The 21,472-nt window shown below is 46.8% G+C and carries 20 protein-coding genes and 1 pseudogene; 13 read left to right on the forward strand and 8 right to left on the reverse strand.

Annotation, left to right across the window (positions count from 1 at the left end):
* Positions 1-3: 3 nt before the first annotated feature.
* From tuf to ACLFWI_RS00205, 3 genes are all read left to right on the forward strand, one after another.
* Entirely contained in the window at positions 4-1,233 is a 1,230-nt protein-coding gene (gene tuf / locus ACLFWI_RS00195; protein WP_446411220.1) for an elongation factor Tu, read from the forward strand.
* A gap of 172 nt (positions 1,234-1,405) precedes the next feature.
* Positions 1,406-1,723 (forward strand): 30S ribosomal protein S10, encoded by a 318-nt coding sequence (gene rpsJ, locus ACLFWI_RS00200; RefSeq protein WP_044208966.1) that lies wholly within the window; start codon positions 1,406-1,408, stop codon positions 1,721-1,723.
* A gap of 190 nt (positions 1,724-1,913) precedes the next feature.
* On the forward strand, positions 1,914-2,555 hold the full coding sequence (locus ACLFWI_RS00205) for an LON peptidase substrate-binding domain-containing protein (RefSeq protein ID WP_044208968.1): 642 nt from the start codon (positions 1,914-1,916) through the stop codon (positions 2,553-2,555).
* 2 nt (positions 2,556-2,557) lie between these two features.
* Here the strand turns inward: ACLFWI_RS00205 and pheA are convergent, their stop codons facing one another.
* Positions 2,558-3,421 carry a prephenate dehydratase gene (gene pheA, locus ACLFWI_RS00210; protein ID WP_446411221.1) on the reverse strand — a complete coding sequence of 288 codons (864 nt, stop codon included), beginning with the start codon at positions 3,419-3,421 and terminating at the stop codon, positions 2,558-2,560.
* Between the two features lie 319 nt (positions 3,422-3,740).
* On the opposite strand from pheA, the gene ACLFWI_RS00215 reads away from it, so the two are divergent.
* Positions 3,741-4,331 carry a DUF1997 domain-containing protein gene (locus ACLFWI_RS00215; protein ID WP_446408714.1) on the forward strand — a complete coding sequence of 197 codons (591 nt, stop codon included), beginning with the start codon at positions 3,741-3,743 and terminating at the stop codon, positions 4,329-4,331.
* Positions 4,332-4,452: 121 nt separating this feature from the next.
* On the opposite strand, the gene ACLFWI_RS00220 is transcribed toward ACLFWI_RS00215, so the two are convergent.
* From ACLFWI_RS00220 to ACLFWI_RS00230, 3 genes are all read right to left on the reverse strand, one after another.
* Positions 4,453-5,094 carry a ribonuclease HII gene (locus ACLFWI_RS00220; protein ID WP_446408715.1) on the reverse strand — a complete coding sequence of 214 codons (642 nt, stop codon included), beginning with the start codon at positions 5,092-5,094 and terminating at the stop codon, positions 4,453-4,455.
* Between the two features lie 335 nt (positions 5,095-5,429).
* Positions 5,430-7,448, reverse strand: a complete 2,019-nt coding sequence (locus tag ACLFWI_RS00225) for an Rne/Rng family ribonuclease (RefSeq protein WP_446411222.1) — start codon at positions 7,446-7,448, stop codon at positions 5,430-5,432.
* A gap of 780 nt (positions 7,449-8,228) precedes the next feature.
* Positions 8,229-9,407 carry a cysteine desulfurase family protein gene (locus ACLFWI_RS00230; RefSeq protein WP_446411244.1) on the reverse strand — a complete coding sequence of 393 codons (1,179 nt, stop codon included), beginning with the start codon at positions 9,405-9,407 and terminating at the stop codon, positions 8,229-8,231.
* A gap of 273 nt (positions 9,408-9,680) precedes the next feature.
* On the opposite strand from ACLFWI_RS00230, the gene ACLFWI_RS00235 reads away from it, so the two are divergent.
* Positions 9,681-10,223 carry a hypothetical protein gene (locus tag ACLFWI_RS00235; protein ID WP_446411223.1) on the forward strand — a complete coding sequence of 181 codons (543 nt, stop codon included), beginning with the start codon at positions 9,681-9,683 and terminating at the stop codon, positions 10,221-10,223.
* A gap of 231 nt (positions 10,224-10,454) precedes the next feature.
* Here ACLFWI_RS00235 and ACLFWI_RS00240 read toward each other — a convergent pair whose 3' ends face one another.
* Positions 10,455-11,330 (reverse strand): WD40 repeat domain-containing protein, encoded by an 876-nt coding sequence (locus tag ACLFWI_RS00240; RefSeq protein WP_446411224.1) that lies wholly within the window; start codon positions 11,328-11,330, stop codon positions 10,455-10,457.
* 72 nt (positions 11,331-11,402) lie between these two features.
* Between ACLFWI_RS00240 and folK the strand changes: the two genes are divergently transcribed.
* The 3 genes from folK to ACLFWI_RS00255 all read left to right on the forward strand — a co-directional run bounded on the left by folK (position 11,403) and on the right by ACLFWI_RS00255 (position 14,320).
* Positions 11,403-11,888 (forward strand): 2-amino-4-hydroxy-6-hydroxymethyldihydropteridine diphosphokinase, encoded by a 486-nt coding sequence (gene folK / locus ACLFWI_RS00245; protein ID WP_446411225.1) that lies wholly within the window; start codon positions 11,403-11,405, stop codon positions 11,886-11,888.
* A 6-nt stretch (positions 11,889-11,894) separates the two neighbouring features.
* On the forward strand, positions 11,895-12,446 hold the full coding sequence (locus ACLFWI_RS00250; protein WP_446411226.1) for an NUDIX hydrolase: 552 nt from the start codon (positions 11,895-11,897) through the stop codon (positions 12,444-12,446).
* A gap of 446 nt (positions 12,447-12,892) precedes the next feature.
* Positions 12,893-14,320, forward strand: a complete 1,428-nt coding sequence (locus ACLFWI_RS00255; protein ID WP_446411227.1) for an FAD-binding domain-containing protein — start codon at positions 12,893-12,895, stop codon at positions 14,318-14,320.
* A gap of 125 nt (positions 14,321-14,445) precedes the next feature.
* Here ACLFWI_RS00255 and ACLFWI_RS00260 read toward each other — a convergent pair.
* Positions 14,446-15,165: pseudogene (locus ACLFWI_RS00260) on the reverse strand (glycosyltransferase family 2 protein); the annotation flags it as partial.
* A 481-nt stretch (positions 15,166-15,646) separates the two neighbouring features.
* On the opposite strand from ACLFWI_RS00260, the gene purD reads away from it, so the two are divergent.
* The 3 genes from purD to ACLFWI_RS00275 all read left to right on the forward strand — a co-directional run bounded on the left by purD (position 15,647) and on the right by ACLFWI_RS00275 (position 19,991).
* Complete coding sequence (gene purD, locus ACLFWI_RS00265; protein WP_446411245.1) at positions 15,647-16,912, forward strand: phosphoribosylamine--glycine ligase; 1,266 nt, start codon at positions 15,647-15,649, stop codon at positions 16,910-16,912.
* Positions 16,913-17,521: 609 nt separating this feature from the next.
* A complete protein-coding gene (gene nblS / locus ACLFWI_RS00270) occupies positions 17,522-19,507 on the forward strand; it encodes a two-component system sensor histidine kinase NblS (protein WP_446411228.1) in 1,986 nt (661 codons plus the stop codon).
* A gap of 19 nt (positions 19,508-19,526) precedes the next feature.
* Positions 19,527-19,991, forward strand: coding sequence for an N-acetyltransferase family protein (locus ACLFWI_RS00275; protein ID WP_446411229.1), 465 nt, complete (start codon positions 19,527-19,529; stop codon positions 19,989-19,991).
* Here the strand turns inward: ACLFWI_RS00275 and ACLFWI_RS00280 are convergent.
* Positions 19,981-20,187: a hypothetical protein gene (locus ACLFWI_RS00280; RefSeq protein ID WP_446411230.1), complete on the reverse strand. Its 207-nt coding sequence runs from the start codon at positions 20,185-20,187 to the stop codon at positions 19,981-19,983. The genes ACLFWI_RS00275 and ACLFWI_RS00280 overlap by 11 nt on opposite strands.
* Positions 20,188-20,309: 122 nt before the next feature.
* Positions 20,310-20,693, reverse strand: coding sequence for a hypothetical protein (locus ACLFWI_RS00285; protein ID WP_446411247.1), 384 nt, complete (start codon positions 20,691-20,693; stop codon positions 20,310-20,312).
* Positions 20,694-20,886: 193 nt separating this feature from the next.
* Here ACLFWI_RS00285 and ACLFWI_RS00290 point away from each other — a divergent pair, with 193 nt between their 5' ends.
* Together ACLFWI_RS00290 and ACLFWI_RS00295 are read left to right on the forward strand one after the other, a co-directional pair.
* On the forward strand, positions 20,887-21,111 hold the full coding sequence (locus tag ACLFWI_RS00290) for a DUF433 domain-containing protein (protein WP_446411231.1): 225 nt from the start codon (positions 20,887-20,889) through the stop codon (positions 21,109-21,111).
* A gap of 2 nt (positions 21,112-21,113) precedes the next feature.
* Positions 21,114-21,470, forward strand: coding sequence for a DUF5615 family PIN-like protein (locus ACLFWI_RS00295; RefSeq protein ID WP_446411232.1), 357 nt, complete (start codon positions 21,114-21,116; stop codon positions 21,468-21,470).
* The last annotated feature ends 2 nt before the right edge of the window (positions 21,471-21,472 follow it).

The raw sequence follows: 21,472 nt of genomic DNA on the forward strand, positions 1-21,472 counted from the left end.
TTCATGGCACGCTCAAAGTTTGAAAGGACTAAACCCCACGTCAACATTGGCACAATTGGTCACGTAGATCACGGCAAAACAACGTTGACGGCTGCCATTACCATGACTCTGGCTTCATCAGGTCAAGCAACCGCCAAGAAGTACGAAGAAATCGATGCGGCACCAGAGGAAAAGGCGCGGGGGATTACCATTAACACCGCTCACGTTGAGTATGAAACGGCGAATCGCCACTACGCTCACGTTGATTGCCCAGGACACGCTGACTACGTGAAAAACATGATCACGGGTGCGGCTCAAATGGATGGGGCGATCCTGGTGGTTTCCGCCGCTGACGGTCCGATGCCCCAAACACGGGAACATATCCTCCTTGCCAAGCAGGTAGGCGTCCCCAACTTGGTGGTCTTTTTGAATAAGAAAGACATGGTGGACGACGAAGAATTACTGGAATTGGTGGAACTGGAAGTCCGCGAACTCCTCAGTGATTATGAATTCGATGGAGATAATATTCCCATCGTGGCAGGTTCGGCGTTAAAGGCGCTTGACTCTCTTACCTCTAACCCAAACCTTAAGAAGGGTGATGATGAGTGGGTTGATCAGATCTACGCGTTAATGGACGAGGTCGATGCTTACATTCCTACCCCAGAACGGGATGTAGATAAGCCCTTCCTGATGGCAGTTGAAGATGTCTTCACCATCACCGGTCGGGGGACAGTCGCCACGGGTCGGATCGAGCGCGGTAAAGTCAAGATTGGCGACGAAGTTGAGCTAGTTGGACTCCGGGATACGGTCAAGAAAACCGTCACCGGCATTGAGATGTTTAAGAAGAGTCTCGATGAAGGGATGGCGGGTGACAATGCCGGAATTCTGCTCCGAGGTGTTGAGAAGAAAGATATTGAGCGGGGAATGGTAATTGCCAAGCCCGGTTCGATCACTCCTCATACTCAGTTTGAGTCGGAAGTCTATGTCCTCAAAAAAGAAGAAGGAGGACGTCATACTCCGTTCTTTTCCGGTTATCGCCCTCAGTTCTATGTTCGTACCACCGATGTGACGGGAACAATCAGTTCCTACACCGCTGATGATGGTAGCAATGTGGAAATGGTTATGCCGGGAGACCGAGTAAAAATGACCGTGGAGTTAATCAACCCGATCGCGATTGAACAAGGAATGCGCTTTGCCATTCGTGAAGGCGGTCGCACCATCGGTGCAGGTGTTGTCTCCAAAATCCTCAAGTAGCACTGTTCTCACTCCAAAGAGTAGGAGCAGAGAAGCTGATGCTTTTCTCTGCTCCTTATTCTCTGTGTTGGCAAAACGTTATGAATTCTGAGTGTTGAGTTCTGAGTTCGGGAACATTCATTCAACACTCAACAAACTCCTAATTATTTCAGAACCTAGACAACTCAAAAAAATGGCAACGATTCAGCAGCAAAAAATTCGGATTCGTCTTAAAGCATTTGATCGGCGATTACTAGACACTTCATGCGAGAAGATTGTGGATACAGCAAATCGCACCAATGCTGCCGCCGTCGGTCCAATTCCCTTACCGACCAAACGTCGTATTTATTGTGTCTTGCGATCGCCCCACGTTGATAAAGATTCGCGGGAACATTTTGAAACCCGTACTCATCGGCGACTTATTGACATTTATCAGCCATCGTCCAAAACCATTGACGCCCTGATGAAACTGGATTTACCGGCTGGTGTGGATATTGAAGTGAAGTTATAAGGTGGAAGAGGAGAAGGGTAGGAGGGTAGAAGAGTAATTCTATTGCCCAAATCAGTACAGGTAATAGACATGCCATAAAACCGGACAAGATATGAGTTCGTACAGCTTTAACGGATTTTGTGGCTTCTTGTCCCCAAAAAATCCGTTAAAGTAGGTAAAGAAGCGCAGTTACCCTTTTCACCAAGGCACAATGGCATCCTCTTCCTCAATTGCTGTTAGAGAACTTCCTTTGTTTCCACTGCCAGAAGTGGTTCTATTTCCGGGACGTCCTCTGCCCCTCCATATCTTTGAATTTCGCTATCGTATCCTGATGAACACGATTTTGGAGAGCGATCGGCGTTTTGGGGTATTAATGTGGGACCCGGTGCAAGGTCAACCCGCCGCCGTTGGCTGCTGCGCTGAAATTATACATTTCCAGCGTCTGCCTGATGATCGGATGAAAGTCTTAACCCTCGGTCAGCAACGATTTCGGGTTTTAGAATACGTCCGAGAAAAACCCTATCGTGTCGGATTAGTGGAATGGATAGAGGATCAACCCTCTCAAAAAGACTTAAAAGAAATTTCCACATCCGTTGAGCAATTGCTGCGAGATGTTGTCCATCTTTCTGCCAAGCTGACGGATCAGAAAATCGAGCTGCCCGAAGACTTGCCAGACCTTCCCTTAGAACTATCGTATTGGGTAGCGGGCAATCTTTACGGCGTCGCCTCCGAACAACAAGCGTTGTTAGAAATGCAGGATACAGCAGCCCGTTTGGAGCGCGAAGCGGAAATACTTACCTCCACGCGCAATCATTTGGCTGCCCGTACAGTCCTTAAAGATGCATTTAATTAAGCTTAATTCTCAATCAGCGCAGTTGAATCAATGGGTATGACGCTGTAGCTGCCAAAAATTTTCAGAATTTCTGTATGAGAGGCAGCTTCTGAGAGTGCCTCTTGCACCAACGGTGTAGAGGCATTGGCTTCTAAATCAATAAAGAAAAGATACTCACCCAGCGATCGCTTCGTCGGGCGAGACTCAATCCGACTCAGGTTAATCTCACGCTGGGCAAAGGCTTGCAGAGGTTTAACTAAGGCTCCCGGTACATTGGCGGGTGTGCTAAAAGCCAGGGAGGTATGACTACCCCCAGGAGACGATTGCTGCCCTACAATCCAAAAACGAGTACAGTTGTCTGGATAATCATTGATAGCCCCTGCCAGGATAGGTAATTGATAAAGCATCGCCGCCCGTTGAGACGCGATCGCACCTGCCGTATAGTCAGTATCCAGATGCTGTAAGGCTTCTGTGGTTGAGTTTGTGGGTATGAGTTGTACCAAGGGTAGACTGTTTTCTAGCCACCCTTGACATTGGGCAAGGGCTTGAGGATGAGAATAAACTGTTTGGATTGCCTGAAGACGAGATGCCCGTGACATCAGGGCATGTTGGATTGGCAAAACCAATGCCTGTTGAATTTGCAGTTGATCGAGTTGCCACAAAGTATCCAATGTAATCGTGACACTACCTTCTATGGAATTTTCCACAGGCACCACCGCCAAATCCGCTTGCCCTTTGGCGACGGCGTGCAAGGTTTGGGCAATGCTGGGATAAGGACATAACCAGGGTTTTGAATCAAATTCATCGGTAAGAGTGCGACAGTAAGCTAAGGCAGCCGCTTCCGCGTAAGTCCCTGGTGGTCCGAGATGGGCAATCGAGATTGACATACGATACGTTTTACACTATGTACAGTCAAGCATTTTTAACCGTTCTCAGTCATAAAATTGAATAGTCTCCTTCCTTGGGACTAAACGTTTAGACTGAATCGATGCATCCTTAGAGTCTTCTATAGGAAGATAACGCTTGATTATTATAATTTCTACAATCAGAGTAGGGTAAGGTTTAAGTCATAAGCTGTGGTCTCACTGACGAGACTCCCTAATCTCCCTAAGCTTAAAAAATTTCCCCCAGTTATGTAAATAAACTTTAATTAAAGTAAGATTAACTTTAAGAAACTTAGACGAAACCCAACGTTTCTCCCACCTTATGACCAGCCAGTTTACTGCATCCCAATCCGTAGAAATTACTGTACCTGCACAACCTGCCCCCATTCAGCACTATTTACGTCAACCTCAGCGTCTAGTACACGCGATCGCTGATCCGAATCTGATCGAGCAACTAAGTCCAGAGCAGTTTCGCCTAAAGATGCGTCCATTGAATTTTCTGTCGTTAACCTTTCAACCGCGAGTCACCCTCAAAGTTTGGGCAGATGGTGACGGTACAGTTCATCTGCGATCGGTAGATTGTGACATTCCTGGATTAGACTACATCAATCAACGCTTTACCCTGGAGGTCAAAGGAAAACTCTATCCTGAGCAACAGCAAAACACCACTCGGCTCAAAGGTAAGGCTGATTTAAAGGTTCGGGTTGATATTCCCTTTCCTCTCTCGATGACACCCCAACCCATTATTGAAACAACCGGAAATGGATTACTCAAAAGTGTGTTACTGCGAATTAAACAGAAATTAATGCATCAACTGCTATTGGATTATCGGCAATGGGCTAACGCGGATCGTTCAACCCTGACTCAATCTAAATCTCAACACCTTGCACCAGTCGATAATCCCACCATTTAGTCATTTGTCAGGGAACAGGTAAGGTAGAGTGTTGAGTTAACTTCCTCATCTTCCCATCTCCCCCTGCTCCCTCTGCTCCCCCTGCTCCTCCGCTTCTCGGCATCCCTACACCCCATCTCCCTCATCCCCCATCCCTCAGTTGACATTGACAAGGACGAAACGAACGGCGATGCTGGGGCGAAGGACCCAACTCTTGCAGGGCTAAACGATGTCGTTGAGTTCCGTACCCCTTATTAGCGGCTAAGTCATAATCGGGATACTTCGTCGCTAAACGCCCAACTAAATCATCGCGCCAGACTTTTGCCACAATGCTAGCCGCGGCGATTTCCAGCGATCGCTGATCTCCTTTAATCAGACTTTTTTGGGGTACAGGTAAACCTACCAATGCCTGTCTCCCATCAATCAAACATAAATCAGGCTGCACTTTTAACTTAAGCACAGCCCGTTTCATTGCCAACAGAGAGGCTTGTAAGATATTAATTTGGTCGATTTCAGTACTGGTGGCATAACCAATACTCCAATCGACGGCTAACTCTTGAATCGCTTGCGCCAATTTTTGGCGTCGTAGAGGAGTTAACTGTTTACTATCTTTCATTCCAGAACTAGCCAAATTGGGCAGAGTCGATGCAGGTAAAATAACCGCTGCTGCTACAACCGGACCAAATAAAGCGCCACGCCCAACTTCATCGACTCCGGCAACCAATTTGCGATCGCCCGATAGTTCCGGTAGTTGACAATAGTTAGCTGAATTTTCCATTTTCATGGATTCAAGAGAGTCAACTTAAGGTGAATGATACTGAATTAAGGCTGGTGGGCAATGCCCACCCTACTAGCTACGGTATATCAAGGGTTTCGGTGATCCAAAATAGCTTATTTCAGTGCCATTCGTAAAAACCAGTACTGGCAAGCCTTGAGGTATGTATCCGTACCTCCAAATGAAAAAAATCTTCCACTTCCCTCTCCTTGTAGGAGAGGGCTAGGGAGAGGTTCGGGGAAGGGTTTGGGGAGGGGTCTAATGACCAGCAGTATCCAAGCGTGGGAGAGGGGCTAGGGGTGAGGGGAGTGATACCAAATCCGCTTTTGAAACCCCTTTATCCCTTACTCATTCTCCATTGCTGAAGAACGGCGGCGACGACGGCGAATCAAAGGCGGTTTTGTTTCCGATTCGCTGGTTGAGGTTGAATCAGCCGATGATTCTAAATCAACATCAACGGCTTCTCCAGAAGAAGTAACCAGTACCTTGTCTGAACTCTCTTCTAAGTCTGAGTCCTCTGATGGGTCAGACCTATCCTCCCATGAATCGTCAGTGGTGTCATTGTCTGTGGTGTCATTGTCAGAAGAACCCGATTCAGCTTCTCCAGGAAGCACCACCGAAACCATAACTGATCGGGGATTTCTAATCTCCTGATCTAACCGCACTAATGGTGAAATGCCCATCAAGGCATAAACATCCTGTTCTTCCGGCGTCATCTCAACCTGAATAACTTGCGGCGGTTCCATTTCTACCACCGACCGAATGAGCTGGGGTTTGCCCACTCGTTCACTGGAATCTGACACGATGGGACGTTCAACAGATGTCGTATCGCGCCTCATCTCCTCTACATCTTCACTCACATCAGAGGAACGTTGGGACAGGGTAATTGGGCGAACATTGCTCTTGGCTACGGGTTCATCTTTGGAGATTACATCCTCCAGGCGGCGACGACGACGGCGGCGATTAGTGCCATTAGGGATTCCCCGTTCTTGATAACTCGGATGATTGAGTTCAAGTTCATCCGGTTCATTAAAGCCAGGGATATCCAGGGGTTCTGGAAGATCAGGGGTTTCTGGGATTTCAACGCGAGAAATAGGCTCTGGCTCTTGCTGAACTTGAGGTTCTGGCTCACCGGGAAGATGTACCAGATGTCCCAATCCACCACAGCTTGGACAAGTGCGACCAAATAATTCGTAAATATTTTGACCTTGGCGCTTGCGGGTGAGTTCGACTAACCCCAGTTCTGACAATTGGGCGATTTGGGGTCTGGCTTTGTCCATTTTCAACGCTTTGTTGAAATGTTCCAGAACTTGTAATTGGTCACGCCGCGAGTCCATATCGATAAAGTCCACGATGATTACGCCAGCAATATTACGTAGGCGCAATTGGCGGGCGATTTCCGTCGCGGCTTCGCAGTTCGTCCAAAGAACCGTTTCCCGCGCCGTGGCGGAACGGGTAAAGGAACCGGAGTTCACATCAATGACAGTGAGAGCTTCCGTCTGCTGGATGATAATGTAGCCTCCCGAAGGCAGATCGACTCGTGGTTTTAAGGCTTCTCGAATCGCCGCATTAATACGGAAATAATCGAGAATCGAGAGGCGATCGCGGTGATGGTCAATTAAAACCCCTTCCGGTGATCGACCACCACTCCAGCTTACTAACTGCTGTTTTACCCGTTTGACCCCAGTATTGGAATCAACCACAATCCGATTCACATCCGCTGTGTACATATCGCGGAGGACTCGTTGGATAAAATCATCATCGCGATTAAGTAGAGCCGGCGCTCTGGTCGAAGTTGCCTCCTGCTGGATGGCTTCCCACTGGCGTTGCAGCGCCTCCAAATCCTCCATTATCGCTTCTTCGGCTCTGCCCTCGGCTTCTGTGCGAACCAATAATCCCATCCCAGCGGGTTTAATCAGCACAGCCAAGGCTCTGAGGCGATTACGTTCGTTTTCGTTCTTAATCCGTCGGGATAAATTAACCCCTCGTCCATAAGGCATCAGCACCAGATAACGACCCGGTAAGCTGATATTTCCGGTCAGCCGAGGACCTTTATTGCCCGTCGGCTCCTTCATCACTTGGACTAAGACTTTTTGCTGCGGGGTGAGCAGTTCCGTAATCGCTCCGGAGCGACGTTTAAGTCGCAGAGGACCCAAGTCGGTGACATGAATAAATCCATTGCGTTCGGCATCACCGATATTGACGAATGCAGCATCAATGCCTGGTAAAACGTTTTCGACAATGCCGAGATAAATATCACCTACTTGGTGGCTGCCCGTGGCAACGACAAGTTCTTGGATTTGATCTTCTGAAAAGACAGCAGCCAGCCGATATTGCTCTGCAATAATAATTTGCTTTGCCATTCAATTTCCTCAAAATTTGGCAGTACGCTCAAGTACTGAAGCTTGGTCTAAGTTGAAATTTTAGATAGCTGATTAGTTTAGAGAACAGGCAAACGAGCCAAGCTTGAATAATGCTTGAATGCTTGTCTGAGTTACCTTTTCCACCAAAAATCTTAAATCGCATACCTAAAATTGATCGGTCACTCTTACTTTGGCTACCCTTTATGATTCTGAAAAGCAAAAACTTTAGCTTTACTTAGAAAACGTAAATTGTGATCGGGGAGTGACTGAAGACTACTGACACTCTCATGGATCTACTTTTTCTCCAATGCTACAGGTAGCCAATGTCATATCCCTTCGCCCAAGGGCTAGCATTGGAGTTTGGTAACGTGCAAGTCAAAAGTCTGGAAGTGTGAATCAGTTACGGACAGTATCTATGAGATAGTTTCTACAGGTCGAACCTAGTGTCACTGTAGGTACGCAACTGTTTCCTCAATTTTACATTATACTGCTTTGATTGTTGATTGTTAACGGGTAAGACTATTAGTTTCGCTGTGAGGGGGTTATCTGTGCCGGGAAAACAGGGGAGGCTGGGGGAGCAATGTAGAGACGCGCCATGGCGCGTCTGGGAGCTGGAGGAGTTAATTCAAACCTTACTCAGGGCGGGTTTAGTTAAATTAGAGGTTTCCTTCTGAACGTTATTGGTCAAACCCGCCCCTACAGACTCACACGCCATGCTCTCGAACAAAGTGAAGGGTCAACACTCAACAATCAAAACTACCTCCATCACCCTAACTCGGGTTACAAAACCGGCGTTTTATGGGTTTGAGCTTGACGCAAGGACTCAATCGTCGCGATCGCTTGTTGACCAACGGTATCGATTTCCTCGGCTTTATTATAGCGCCCGATACCAAACCGAATCGAAGCATGAGCTAGGGATTCTGAATGTCCTAATGCCAAAAGGACGTGGGATGGCGCTACATTAGTCGAGGAGCAAGCAGAACCTGACGAAACCGCGACTACAGGCTGCAATCCCAACAGCAGGGCGGAACCATCCACCCCTTCCACAGAAATATTAAGATTCCCTGACAATCGCTGCCGAGGATGACCATTCAGGTGAATCCCGCCTACCAGAGAGAGGGTGTTCCACAGCCGTTCCCGTAACTGGATGAGGCGTTTAGATTCAGAGGCTTGTTCAGCTAATCCCAGTTCCACCGCTTTGGCAAAGCCAACGATTTGCGGCGTGTAGAGAGTACCCGAACGGATTCCCCGTTCCTGTCCCCCTCCCTGTATTTGTGAGGCTAACTTAACTCTAGGATTACGGCGGCGGACATAAAGTACCCCAATACCCTTAGGACCATAAAGTTTATGGGCAGTTAGGGACATCAAGTCAATATTCATATCCTGGACATCCAAGGGGATTTTACCAATCCCTTGGGCGGCGTCGGTATGGAAGAGTACCTGATGCTGGTGACACAGTTCCCCAATTTCAGTCAGGGGTTGTAACACGCCAATTTCGTTATTGGCAGCCATCACCGAGACTAAAATTGTATCGGGACGAATTGCTTTTTCAAGCTGGGTTACGTCGAGTAGTCCATCCCTTTGAACCGGAAGCCGCGTGATCTCAAATCCTAAGTTTTGTAAATAGGTACAAGGATCAAGCACCGCCCGATGTTCGGTTTGGACAGTAATAATATGACGCCCTTTACTAAAATAAGCTTCAGCCACCCCTTTAATCGCTAAATTATTCGCTTCTGTTGCACCACTGGTGAAGACAATTTCCTCGGATGTAGCGTGGATAGCGTCAGCCAGGGTTTGTCGTGCTTGTTTCACCGCCGCTTCTGCTTCCCAACCGTAAGCGTGGCTGATACTGGAAGGGTTGCCAAAATGTTCTCTAAAATAAGGCAGCATTGCCTCTAGCACCCGTTCATCCATGGGAGTAGTAGCGTGGTTGTCAAGGTAAATGGGACGATGAGACATAGTGAGTAGATCGTCATTTGTCATTGGTTAAGGAAGAGGGAATTTAAATTTATGATTCGTTATTCATCAGTTGACCTAATTTTTTGAGGATACTCAGCACGTTATAGAGTTCATTTTCTCGTTTCAATAGGCTGAATGGTTCAGATAAGGCATACTTGGGTGTGTTGTGTTGAACTAGTTTAACAAATACCAATTCACTTTTCTTTTGTCCGACTACTTAATTAGTAAATTTTATCACAATAAATCATTAACCTTCAATGAGTTTATTTACCAATGCGTCAACATCAAACCGCGATCGCACTTATTTTACTTATAAGCTTAGGGAGTACGGCTGCATTCGCCGCTAAGACTTACCCATCCCCACAACTGACTAAAGACTTATCGTTTGAGTTGAAAGCGGTTGATAACCACTTTGACCCCCGTCAACTCCAACCAGGAGAGGAATTTATGGGTCTGGAAGTCGTTTCCGTTCAAGCTGATTCATTACCCAACTATGGTGTGATTGGTCGAGTCCAATTTCGGGGTAAAATTGCTATCACGGGGACTTACGAACCCAATCACCAGCTTCCAGGAAACACCGAGATACCCTGTTTTGTTGTTGATGAAGCCGCCGCCAAACAGTTACCCCGATTTCAGGGAGATGATCGCCAAGTTTGGTTTTGTTTCAATAATCCCGAAGTCGCTAAGCAGCAATTGGGTGAAGAGGATACTCAACCGAAAAAAGCGGTAATCGTGATCGATGATTATGAGACGGTTTATTATCCCTCCGATGTCTTTGATACGGCTACTTTGGTGCGCGTAATTACTCAGGATTAATTGTCATTTATGCTTTGTCAGGGGCGTTAATGTTTTGATATCATGTCCGGCTGTGTCGTTCATCTATCATACCCGTAGTTATTGGTAAAAAAACCTTTGAATAAGGGCGGGTTTTGTTGAACGTTTATTGGTGAAAGCCTAGTTTGAATGGCTAAGCCCACACCTAAAAAGGGGCGGGTTTAGTTGCATCTGGGTGATGTCAAAAATGATAATAGGAAACCCGCCCCTACACTATCTCACTTCCCAAATTTTAATCACGTCATTCTGGCTACCACTGGCGATAGTTTTTCCATCTGGACTAATTGCTACCGCTAAAACGGCTTCTGCATGATCACTAATTGTGTGCAAAACGTCCCCTGTCTGTAAATCCCAAACCTTAACGGTTTTATCATTACTTCCACTAATGATTCGGCGTCCATCTCGGCTAATTGTCACTGAAGTAACGGTTCCAAAATGACCCATTAATGTGCGAATTTCCTCTCCTGTTCTCAACTCCCAGATTTTAATCGTTTTGTCAATACTGCTACTCACCAATGTTTTCCCATTGGGGCTAATTGCCACTGAGGTAACGCTACCGACATGACCTGTGAGTATTTTCCGATGACCAATCCAGATCGTACCATCAGCACAACCACAAACTAATCGTTGACCATCTGAACTTATGGCGAGGGAATACACCCAGTCTGATGGTTCGGTTAGCGTGTGAAGTTCAGCGCCGTTATTGATATCCCAAACTTTAATCGTAGTATCCTGGCTACCGCTATAAATTCGTTGTCCGTCAGGACTAATGGTTACACAATATATTCGATCCGAATGACCTTTTAGACTGTATCGTTCCTCCCCATTTTTCAGGTTCCACACTTTCAGGGTGCGATCAAAACTCCCACTTACCACGGTTTGACCATCGGGACTAATCGCTACCCCATGTACCCAGTCAGAATGACCTCTAAAACAGGAGAGTTCCTCTCCATTGCTTAAATCCCAGACGCGCACAATTGTATCACCGCCACCACTGATTAAAGTCTTGCCATCGGGACTCATCGCTAGGGAGTAAACTGTTCCCTTGGGTCCGGATAACCAAAGACCGAGGATTTTTTCTTCGTGCATTAATACATCTCTATAGCAGCAAAAGCTTAGTCTATTTCTGGTAATCTATAAACTTAACCGCAGGGAAATTTTGTGTCACAATCTCAACAATGTGCGATCGCGCTAGGGAGCAATTTGGGGGATTCCCGTGCCATCCTAGAGGCGGCTATAGTTATGTTAGCGAAAACTCCCAGTATAACGGTCACGTCTGAGTCTAGCTGGTATCGAACCGCCCCGATTGGTCCGCCGCAGCCGGATTATCTCAATGGTTGTGTGATTCTAGAGGTACAGCTAACGCCCCAGGACTTATTACAAACCACCCTCAGCATCGAAAAACAGTTCGGGCGAGAACGGCGGGAAAGATGGGGACCGAGAACCCTAGACTTAGATATCTTATTATTCGATAATTTAATAATAGACACTCCTACCCTGCAAATCCCCCATCCTCGGATGACCGAACGAGCCTTTGTCCTGGTTCCTTTAGCCGAAATAGCCCCCGACTGGATCGAACCAACATCCGGATGTGCGATCGCACAACTCGTACAAAGGGTAGACTGTTCTGGAGTTCACCCCGTATAGTTAGACATGCCTCAAGGTCAAGAACCCCCTCAACTACTCAGACAACGCTTTGTTTATCAGGGACGCAAATTTAACTTTGAAGTTAATCACCTGCGTCTTCCCAACCAAGCTAAAGGCGACTGGGAATGCGTGCGTCACCCCGGTGGGGCGCTAGCGGTTCCGGTTACCCCAGATGGGAAACTGGTACTTGTGCGTCAATATCGGTTTACGGTACAACGGCGGTTATTAGAGTTTCCGGCGGGTACGGTGGAACCTTTAGAAGATCCCGAAACCACAATCCAACGGGAAATCCAAGAAGAAATCGGATATCGGGCGCACCGTTGGCAATCTTTGGGGAATTTTCCCTTAGCACCAGGGTATTCTGATGAATATATTTACGCATTTCTGGCGCAAGATTTAGAGAAATTGGAGACACCGCCAGGATTGGATACGGATGAAGATTTAGAAACGGTATTGATGACACCTGAACAATTAGAAAAAGCGATTTATGGGGGAGATGCGGTTGATGCAAAATCGATTTGTAGCTTTTTCCTAGCGCGTCAATTTTTACAGCAATAGTGGGTTAATTGTTTTTGAAGATATCCCAGAAACCGTGGGGGCGCACGTCAGTTATGCGTGTCAACTTAAGCCACAACCCCCTCTCCCCCAGCCCCTCTCCCACCGGGGGAGAGGGGAGCTATTGGTTATGCTGAAAAATAGGGTTGTGTGGCAAATATAGTAGAGACGTTGCATGCAACGTCTCTACTGAACGGAAAAGATATTATCTTAATTTGGTGCTTGATGATTGGGTTCGTAGTCAGGGCTTTAGCCCTATTTTGTTGGGTTTCCTGGCGTTGATATAAATACGACTAGCGAAATTCATGGATTACGGCTAATCTAACACACTAGCCTTTTGAATGTACTTGATTGATTACTTTGGAGGGCGGGTTTTGAATAAACGTTATAATCGACAGCGAAACCAGAAAGGCTCGCGCCCACCCCTACCAATTCAAAACTCATCATTCATGAATGATCTGATTCTCTTCTGGCATCGCCGTGATTTACGAATTTCTGATAATATTGGTCTGGCTGAGGCTTGTCAAAAAAGCCAGAAGGTGATAGGAGTTTTTTGTCTTGACCCAGATATCTTAGAACGGGATGATATCGCCCCAGCCAGAGTCACGTACATGATTGGCTGCTTGCAGGAGTTACAACAACGCTACGCTGAAGCGGGGAGTCAATTGTTAATCCTGCATCAAAACCCCAGTCAAGGAATTCCCGCCCTAGCTGACGCTCTCAACGCCAAAGCGGTAGTCTGGAACCGGGATGTTGAACCCTATGCCCAAACGCGCGATCGCACGATACAAGATGCCCTAGAAGAAAAAGGGATTGCGGTTGAACAGTTCTGGGATCAACTCTTACACGCCCCCGGCGAAATTCGCACCAATTCCGGCGATCCTTACAAAGTTTATACCCCCTTCTGGAAAAACTGGAAAGACCAAGCCAAAGCCGCCCCTGCTGAATCATTAAAAAATGCTGAAGGATTAACTAAAACGGAACAGGATGTGGTCAAGAAAGTTGGCACAATTGAGTTACCTACGGCGAAAAAGTTAGGGTTTACCTGGGACAATCCCCTACTGCTGAAACCGGGAGAGAAAGCCGCGAAAGAGAGACTAGAGGAATTTTGCGATCGCGCCATTGAAACATACCAACACCAACGCAATCTCCCCGCCATTGATGACACATCCCGACTCAGCGCCGCCCTCAAATTTGGTGCGGTTGGTATTCGCACGGTTTGGCAAGCCACACAAACAGCTATAGAGGGCAGCCGTAGCGATGAAACTCGTGATAGTATTCAAACCTGGCAACAGGAATTAGCTTGGCGAGAATTCTATCAACATGCCCTTTATTTCTTTCCTGAATTAGCCGAGGGACCCGATCGCGACACCTTTCAAGATTTCCCCTGGGATAATAATCAAGCCCTATTTCAAGCTTGGTGTGAAGGTAGAACCGGTTATCCGATTGTAGATGCTGCCATGCGCCAATTAAATGAAACGGGATGGATGCATAACCGTTGTCGGATGATTGTTGCCAGTTTTTTAACTAAAGACTTGATTATTAACTGGCAGTGGGGCGAAACATATTTTATGCAAAAATTATATGATGGTGACTTAGCGGCTAATAATGGCGGCTGGCAATGGAGTGCGTCCAGTGGAATGGACCCGAAACCTTTGCGAATTTTTAATCCCGCGAGTCAGGCACAAAAATATGACACTGATGGGGAGTATATTCGCCAATGGTTACCGGAGTTGAGTTCACTGGATACAAAATATCTGGTTACAGGTAAAATTCCGGCGGATGAACGTTCGAGTTGTGGTTATCCTGAACCCATCGTGGATCACAAAAAACGACAGCAAGAATTTAAACAGCGCTATCAACAGCAAAAAGGATAACAGGACTTCTTGGGATTTAGAATTTACTTTTTGGTTTTATAACGAGGTTTACCATCAATTTAAAAAAATAAGGCTCTTCTCGAGTGGTTATGATAAATTACCTGTAAAAAAAACTCGCGTAGTTACAGTAGCAAAAATCGCAAGTGTCGCCAACCATCTCGCCAACTCCGCAAGTGAGGAGGATGACTGCGACCATCCGGAGATAGGGTTGTCGGGACTTCCGTAATCCGCAGCTTATACAAGCTGGCTTTCACTACCATCTCACTAGCAAACTCCATCCCGGTTGTGCGTAAGTTAAGTTTTGCGATCGCGTCTCTCCGAAAACCACGAAGTCCACAGTGAAAATCACCACAGGGACTAGGAAACAGTAAACGCCCTATCCATGTCAAGACAGGATTGCCTAAATATTTGTGTAGCCTTGGCATCGCCCCTGGCTTGATCCCACCTTTAAAGCGATTACCCATGACCAGATCATAGCCCTCTCGTAGCTTTTTCAGAAAAGGAGTCAGGTTGGTGAAGTCATAACTATCATCAGCGTCGCCCATGATGATATATTCCCCCTGTGCGGCACGAATACCACCCATCAAGGCGCTACCGTATCCTTTCTCTTTCACATTTACAACCCGAACGCCCATTTGCTTCGCAATAATTGGCGACCCGTCCGTGCTGCCATTGTCAGCTATGACAACTTCGCCTGAGATATCATATTGGGCGAAATACTCTTGCACCTTATTAATACAGGTTTCCAGCGTTTCCGCCTCATTTAAACAAGGCATAACCACAGAAAGCTCAATATAAGGCTTTTGGTTTGCTGGTAACTTCTGGCTTTCCGGTAAATTAAGCATAACTTTACCTTTTGACTTCTGTTTTCCAGTTCTTCCGACTTGAAAAAAAATTTTGGCTATTAACTAATTGTTGAATGTAGCCTAACTCAACCTGAATTGAAAATTCTGTGTTCTTTATTACTTTTAACTAAAATATACAAACAGACAGTGTGTATAAATTCGTCATCAAATAGCAGCCCTTGCTGGACATGCTTTTCAGCCCCATTTTTTCGCGAATCCGAATCATTATAAACTGGCTATATTTAGTTTTTTAAAGAATACTCATAAATCTAATGAGTGAACTGACCCCTATCCACAGCAGAAAACTCAGAGAAATTCCCTGAACGGCTAGCACCGATGTAAATCATTGCCCAATGCCATGGCATAATGGAGAACATTTGCTCAACTCACACACTCAATGGGTACAGCGCAAGCCGATGTACCCCCTGCTTTATGGCAGTGTCTACTTTATCGTTCATTTCTTCGGGAGCGCAAGGCTAACGTGAAGATTTTGGTGGTTGGCAATGGGGGACGCGAACATGCCCTCGCCTGGAAACTGTTGCAATCTCAACGGATTAAACAAGTAATCTGTGTTCCTGGCAATGGGGGTACAGCGACAAACCCCCAGTGTCAGAATCTGTCCTTACGAGTGGATGATTTTGCCGGAATTGCTCGGTTTGCTTTAGTTCATAATATTTCGTTAGTGGTTGTGGGTCCGGAACTCCCTCTAGCGTTGGGGATTACGGACTACCTACGTCGTCAAAACTTGGTGGTTTTTGGTCCAACTCAAGCGGGTGCCCAAATTGAATCGAGTAAGGCTTGGGCGAAAACGTTAATGCAGTCGGCTGGGGTTCCCACTCCTGGGTTTGCTATGTTTGCCGATAAGGATGAGGCGATCGCATATCTGAAACAGCAAGAGGCCCCAATTGTCGTCAAGGCAGATGGTTTGGCAGCCGGAAAAGGGGTTACGGTGGCTCAAACCATTGAAGAAGCGGTGGCGGCGGTTGAGTTCTTGTTTAAGAATAAGTTTAATGCTGTGGTCATCGAAGAATGTGTCACGGGTCAAGAAGTCTCCGTCTTAGCACTAACCGATGGCATGACGATTCGTCCCTTATTACCCGCTCAAGATCATAAGCGGATTGGTGAAGGCGATACGGGACCCAATACTGGAGGGATGGGCGCCTTTGCTCCCTCTCCCCTGGTGAATCCTAGCTTGATGGCACGGATTGAACAAGACATTCTCCAACCCACAGTTAAGGCGTTGCAGGAACGAGGAATTGACTATCGCGGTGTTCTCTACGCCGGATTAATGATTACGCCTCAAGGTGATCCCACCGTGCTGGAATTTAATTGTCGTTTCGGTGACCCAGAAACTCAAGCGATTTTACCCTTACTGGAAACGCCCCTGCACGAGTTGCTCTTGGCTTGTACCGGGCGGAAACTGGCAGAAATTCCGCCAATTAGCTGGCATCCTGGGGCGGCGGCTTGTGTGGTGGCGGCGGCTCAAGGATATCCAGAGGCCTATCAGAAGGGTCATGTTATTAATGGGATTGAACAAGCCCAGGAACGGGGGGCTATGGTGTTTTGTGCCGGAACTCAGTTTAAGCAGGAACAGATGCTAACCGATGGCGGGCGCGTCTTAGCGGTGACAGCAACAGGCGAAACATTAGAAGGCGCGATCGCAGCCACCTATCAGGCGATAGACTGTATTGAGTTTGAGGGAATGTACTATCGTAAAGATATTGGTCATCGCTTCACCCAAACCTGAAGCCTCTAAATCCGGGTTAACTACCCCGGTTTGGATGGGGACAAGGCAGAAGCAAAAGGCAAAAGGCAGAGGGCAGAAGGTCAGGAGGCAGAGAACAGAACTTAACACAGTTCGGTTTATTTCCACCAACCTACTTATCCTTGCTCAACGCCTCAATTTTTGAGAGAATTAATAAAGTTGGCGGAATTCCAAACCCGTCTACACGGTGGGGATGGATAGCCGGACAATTACGAAGTATGCCCCTTGTGGGTGTCTGAATAATGATCATTATCTGGTTGGTACTCCAACTGTCTGTAATCCGCGAAAACCAAGCGGGCTCAATAAATTACTGCCTGTGGACGCTGAGTAAGACCATCACCAGATTGACCCTTCGACTTCGCTCAGGGTCAAAGTTGGAGGACTCTCTAGGAACCTAGAAAGTAACTAACCTGGCATCGGGCCGATGAGACGGGAAATCCCGTTCGCGTAAGCGTGGCGTAAGCCAAGACGAATAAGAACGTCACTGCACAAGGCTGATGTAGGGATGCTAGAAGCCCCAAACTCAGCGTTTGAAAAGCGTGCGCGTAGCGCATAAGCAGGTTAGGGTACTTTAATGCTCATCAACCAATTTTGCTGGCTTTGTTGAAAACCTTCCGAGAAATACTGGCACGGTGGTGGTCGGAGTTTACCCTCCAGACCCGATTAATGGCGGCGGCGACCTTAGCCGTCTCCCTGATTATGAGTGGCTTGACCTTTTGGGCGGTCAACACGATTCAACAAGACGCCCGAGTGAACGATACTCGTTTTGGTCGGGATTTGGGTCTACTGCTGGCGGCTAATGTAGCGCCTCAGATTGCCGAAAACAATCTCACCGAAGTCGCTCGCTTTTCTCACCGTTTTTATAGCAGTACCTCTAGTGTGCGCTATATGATTTACGCGGATGAGGATGGCAGAATTTTCTTCGGCATCCCCTTTTCTGAATCGGAAGTCCACAATTCTTTCTCCATTCGACGCCGGATTCAGCTTCCCGAAGACTACGCCAAAAACTCTGACCTGCCGATGGTTCGTCAGCATCTGACCCCAGATGGGGAAGTTACGGATGTTTTTGTCCCGCTCACCCATGAAGGGAACTATCTTGGTGTTTTAGCCATTGGCATTAACCCCAATCCCACGGTTGTCGCCTCCTCGAATTTAACTAGAGATGTCACCATTGCCGTGTTTATCTCGATTTGGGTGATGGTGATTCTGGGCGCGGTATTTAACGCCTTGACGATTACCCAACCGATTAAAGAACTGCTCACGGGTGTCAAAAATATTGCTGCAGGGAACTTCAAGCAGCGCATTGACTTACCCCTGGGTGGAGAACTGGGAGAACTGATTTCCAGCTTCAACGAAATGGCAGAACGCTTAGAGCGTTATGAAGAACAAAATATTGAGGAATTGACCGCAGAAAAAGCCAAACTGGAAACCTTGGTATCTACGATTGCCGATGGTGCTGTATTGCTCGATACCACATTGAAAGTGATTTTGGTCAACCCGACAGCGCGGCGTATTTTTGGTTGGGATGGTCATACCCTGGTTGGTGAAAACGTGCTGCATCATCTACCGACAGCCGTAACCCTAGAACTAACCCGCCCCCTGTATCAAATTGCTGGCGGCGAAACAGCGGCGGAACGGGAAGGGGAGGAATTCCGAATTACCCTGACTGAACCAACACTGCGTACTGTTCGGATTCTGCTGACGCGGGTGTTTGACCAATACCGCGAGAGCATTAAAGGTATTGCGATGACGGTGCAGGATATTACCCGTGAGGTTGAACTGAATGAGGCAAAAAGTCAGTTTATTAGCAATGTTTCTCACGAACTGAGAACACCGTTATTTAACATCAAATCATTCATCGAAACCCTACACGAATACGGCGAAGACCTGAGCGAGGTAGAACGGCAAGAATTTCTGGAAACGGCGAATCGAGAAACAGACCGTTTAACTCGTTTGGTTAATGATGTTTTAGATTTGTCCAGACTGGAGACATCTTGCCGCATTTATCACTTTGAACCCGTAGATATTGCTGGACCCGTGGAGCAAACCCTCCGCACCTACCAGCTTAATGCCCGGGATAAAGGGATTGAACTGGTACAGGAAATTTCGCCTAAATTGCCTCCCGTGTTAGGGCATTATGACTTATTGCTGCAAGTCTTTGATAACTTAGTAGGCAACGCACTGAAATTCACAGAATCCGGTGGACGAGTAGTTATTCGTGCCTATCCCCTAGAACGCAATCCCAATCATCCGGATGAAATTCCCCAAGTTCGGGTGGAAATTTCTGATACAGGTATTGGGATTGATTGGGAGGATCAAGAAAACATTTTTGATCGATTTTTCCGCGTCGAGAATCGAGTTCATACCCTGGAAGGGACAGGTTTAGGTCTTTCTATTGTCCGCAATATTGTGGAAAAACATCACAGCCGAGTTTATTTAGTTAGTGAAGTGGGGATTGGTACAACCTTCTGGTTTAATTTGGATGTGTGTACCGAAAAAGACCAATCGACGGAGCAGGTTTCAGAAGACCATTTACTGACAACAGAGACGGACGAAACAGCAGCATCGGTGACCTAATTTTTCACCGATTATAAACATGACGATTCGGATGGCACAAGAATTAGATATTCCGGAACTGGCACAATTGTATCAAGAAACGGTACTTGCGATCGCGCCGCACTATTACTCCCCTGAACAAACCCATAGCTGGGCATCGTTTGCATCGGACATTGCCAGTTTTCGCGAGTTTATCTTGGCAGCGACGACATTTCTGGCGACAGATGAAACGGGGATTCTCGGCTTTGCTGGAATAGCCGATAATGGTCATATTACCGCAGCTTATGTCCGGCGCGATCGCATCCATCAAGGGATTGGTTCGACTCTGATGCAAACGCTCTTGGATTATGCCAAAAATCACACCATTGAGCGCTTATATGCAGAAGCCAGTGAGTTTAGCTTGGGGTTGTTTAAAAAATATGGCTTTCATGTCTATGATACGGAGATTGTCGAGCGTCAGGGTGTGGAGTTTCAGCGTTATTTAGTTGAGCGCTTCACCCTCTAACCCCTTCGCTATCCCTGTAGGGGCGCACCGACGAGTCTTTGATACTCACCAACGAGTCTTTGATACTCATCGACGAGTCTTTGATACTCACCGACGAGTCTTTGATACTCACCGACGAGTCTTTAACACTCACCGATGAGTCTTTAACACTCGTCAACAGAATCCATCTCTTCTCCACCCTGTAGAGACGTTGCATGCAACGTCTCTACAACCGGGATGCAGCCCAGCCAAACCTAAACAACAAAACAATCAGGCTCAAGCCGCAATAATTTTTTCTCCCCCTGCATCCTCATCTAATCGTGCCGTTTTCAATATTCCTCAACTGCTTAACTCGTCGGCGCTTTGGACAAAGCCTAAGCTTTTATCGCCCATTTTAAACAGCTTGCGGCGTTCTTCAACACTCAGATTGACTAAGAATGAGAGTTTTTCTTCAATGGTTTTGATAGCGGCTTTAATCGCGGCTTTATCTTCGTCCGACAGCGTCGCGCTAATATTTTGGTAGGGCATAATCGTTATCCTGAAAGGGTTCTGTGGATAGATGAGCCAATCCGGATTCAGTCGGTGCCAGTGTTTAGTGATGACAGATAAGCCAAACGATAGATGACTGAAGGCGGGGTTAAGTTCATCTATATAGATAGTAGGATGCCAGTTTTTCGGGCAATTTGCCCAGTAGAAGCTTACAGGGTTGTCCAGTCGCGTCATCGTTTGTAGTGGACTGACACAGTTAAAATTGTGGGATAGATTTTACTGTTGGAATGGGCGCACGCCATGCGCCCCTACGATGCTAATCCACCAATTAAGGTGTGCCACGCCAGTAGAATGTAGTAGAATGTAGGGTGTGTTAGCGAAGCGTAACGCACCTCAAATAAAGGCAACGGGAACGTCGTGCTGAATCATGGAGAGAATTGCAGTAAACCCTGACATCCACTTTGGTAAACCTTGCATCGCAGGTACACGGATTACGGTGCAGAGTGTTTTGGAATTAGTCAGTGAGGGATTGTCATTTGCAGAAATTAGGCAAGACTATTATCCTGATTTAGAGATTGAGGATATTCGGGCTTGCTTGGGTTATGCTATTGCACTGGTTTCGGCTGAAGATATCCATCTGGTTTCAGTTTGAGCATGAATCTGTTACTTGACCAAGATGTGTATCATCTAACAGCAAGCTTTCTGGCTAATGCTGGACATGACGTGGTTCTGGTTGCTGAGATTGGTTTGGCACAAGCTAGTGATGAAGAAATTCTCAGGGTAGCACAGGAACAGAAGCGTATTCTGGTGACGCGAGACAGGGACTACGGTAATTTAGTTTTTGTCAGAGCAATGGGAACGGGTGTTATTTATCTGCGAATTTTGCCGAGTACCGTTAATGCTGTTCATAATCAACTAGAACTTGTTCTACAAACCTATTCTGAAGCAGAATTAGCCGGAGCATTCGTCGTTGTCGAATCGGATAAACACAGATTTAGAAAATTGCTGTGAAT

Origin of the sequence: Coleofasciculus sp. (assembly GCF_046539235.1) — a bacterium.
Taxonomy (GTDB): Bacteria; Cyanobacteriota; Cyanobacteriia; order Cyanobacteriales; family Coleofasciculaceae; genus Coleofasciculus.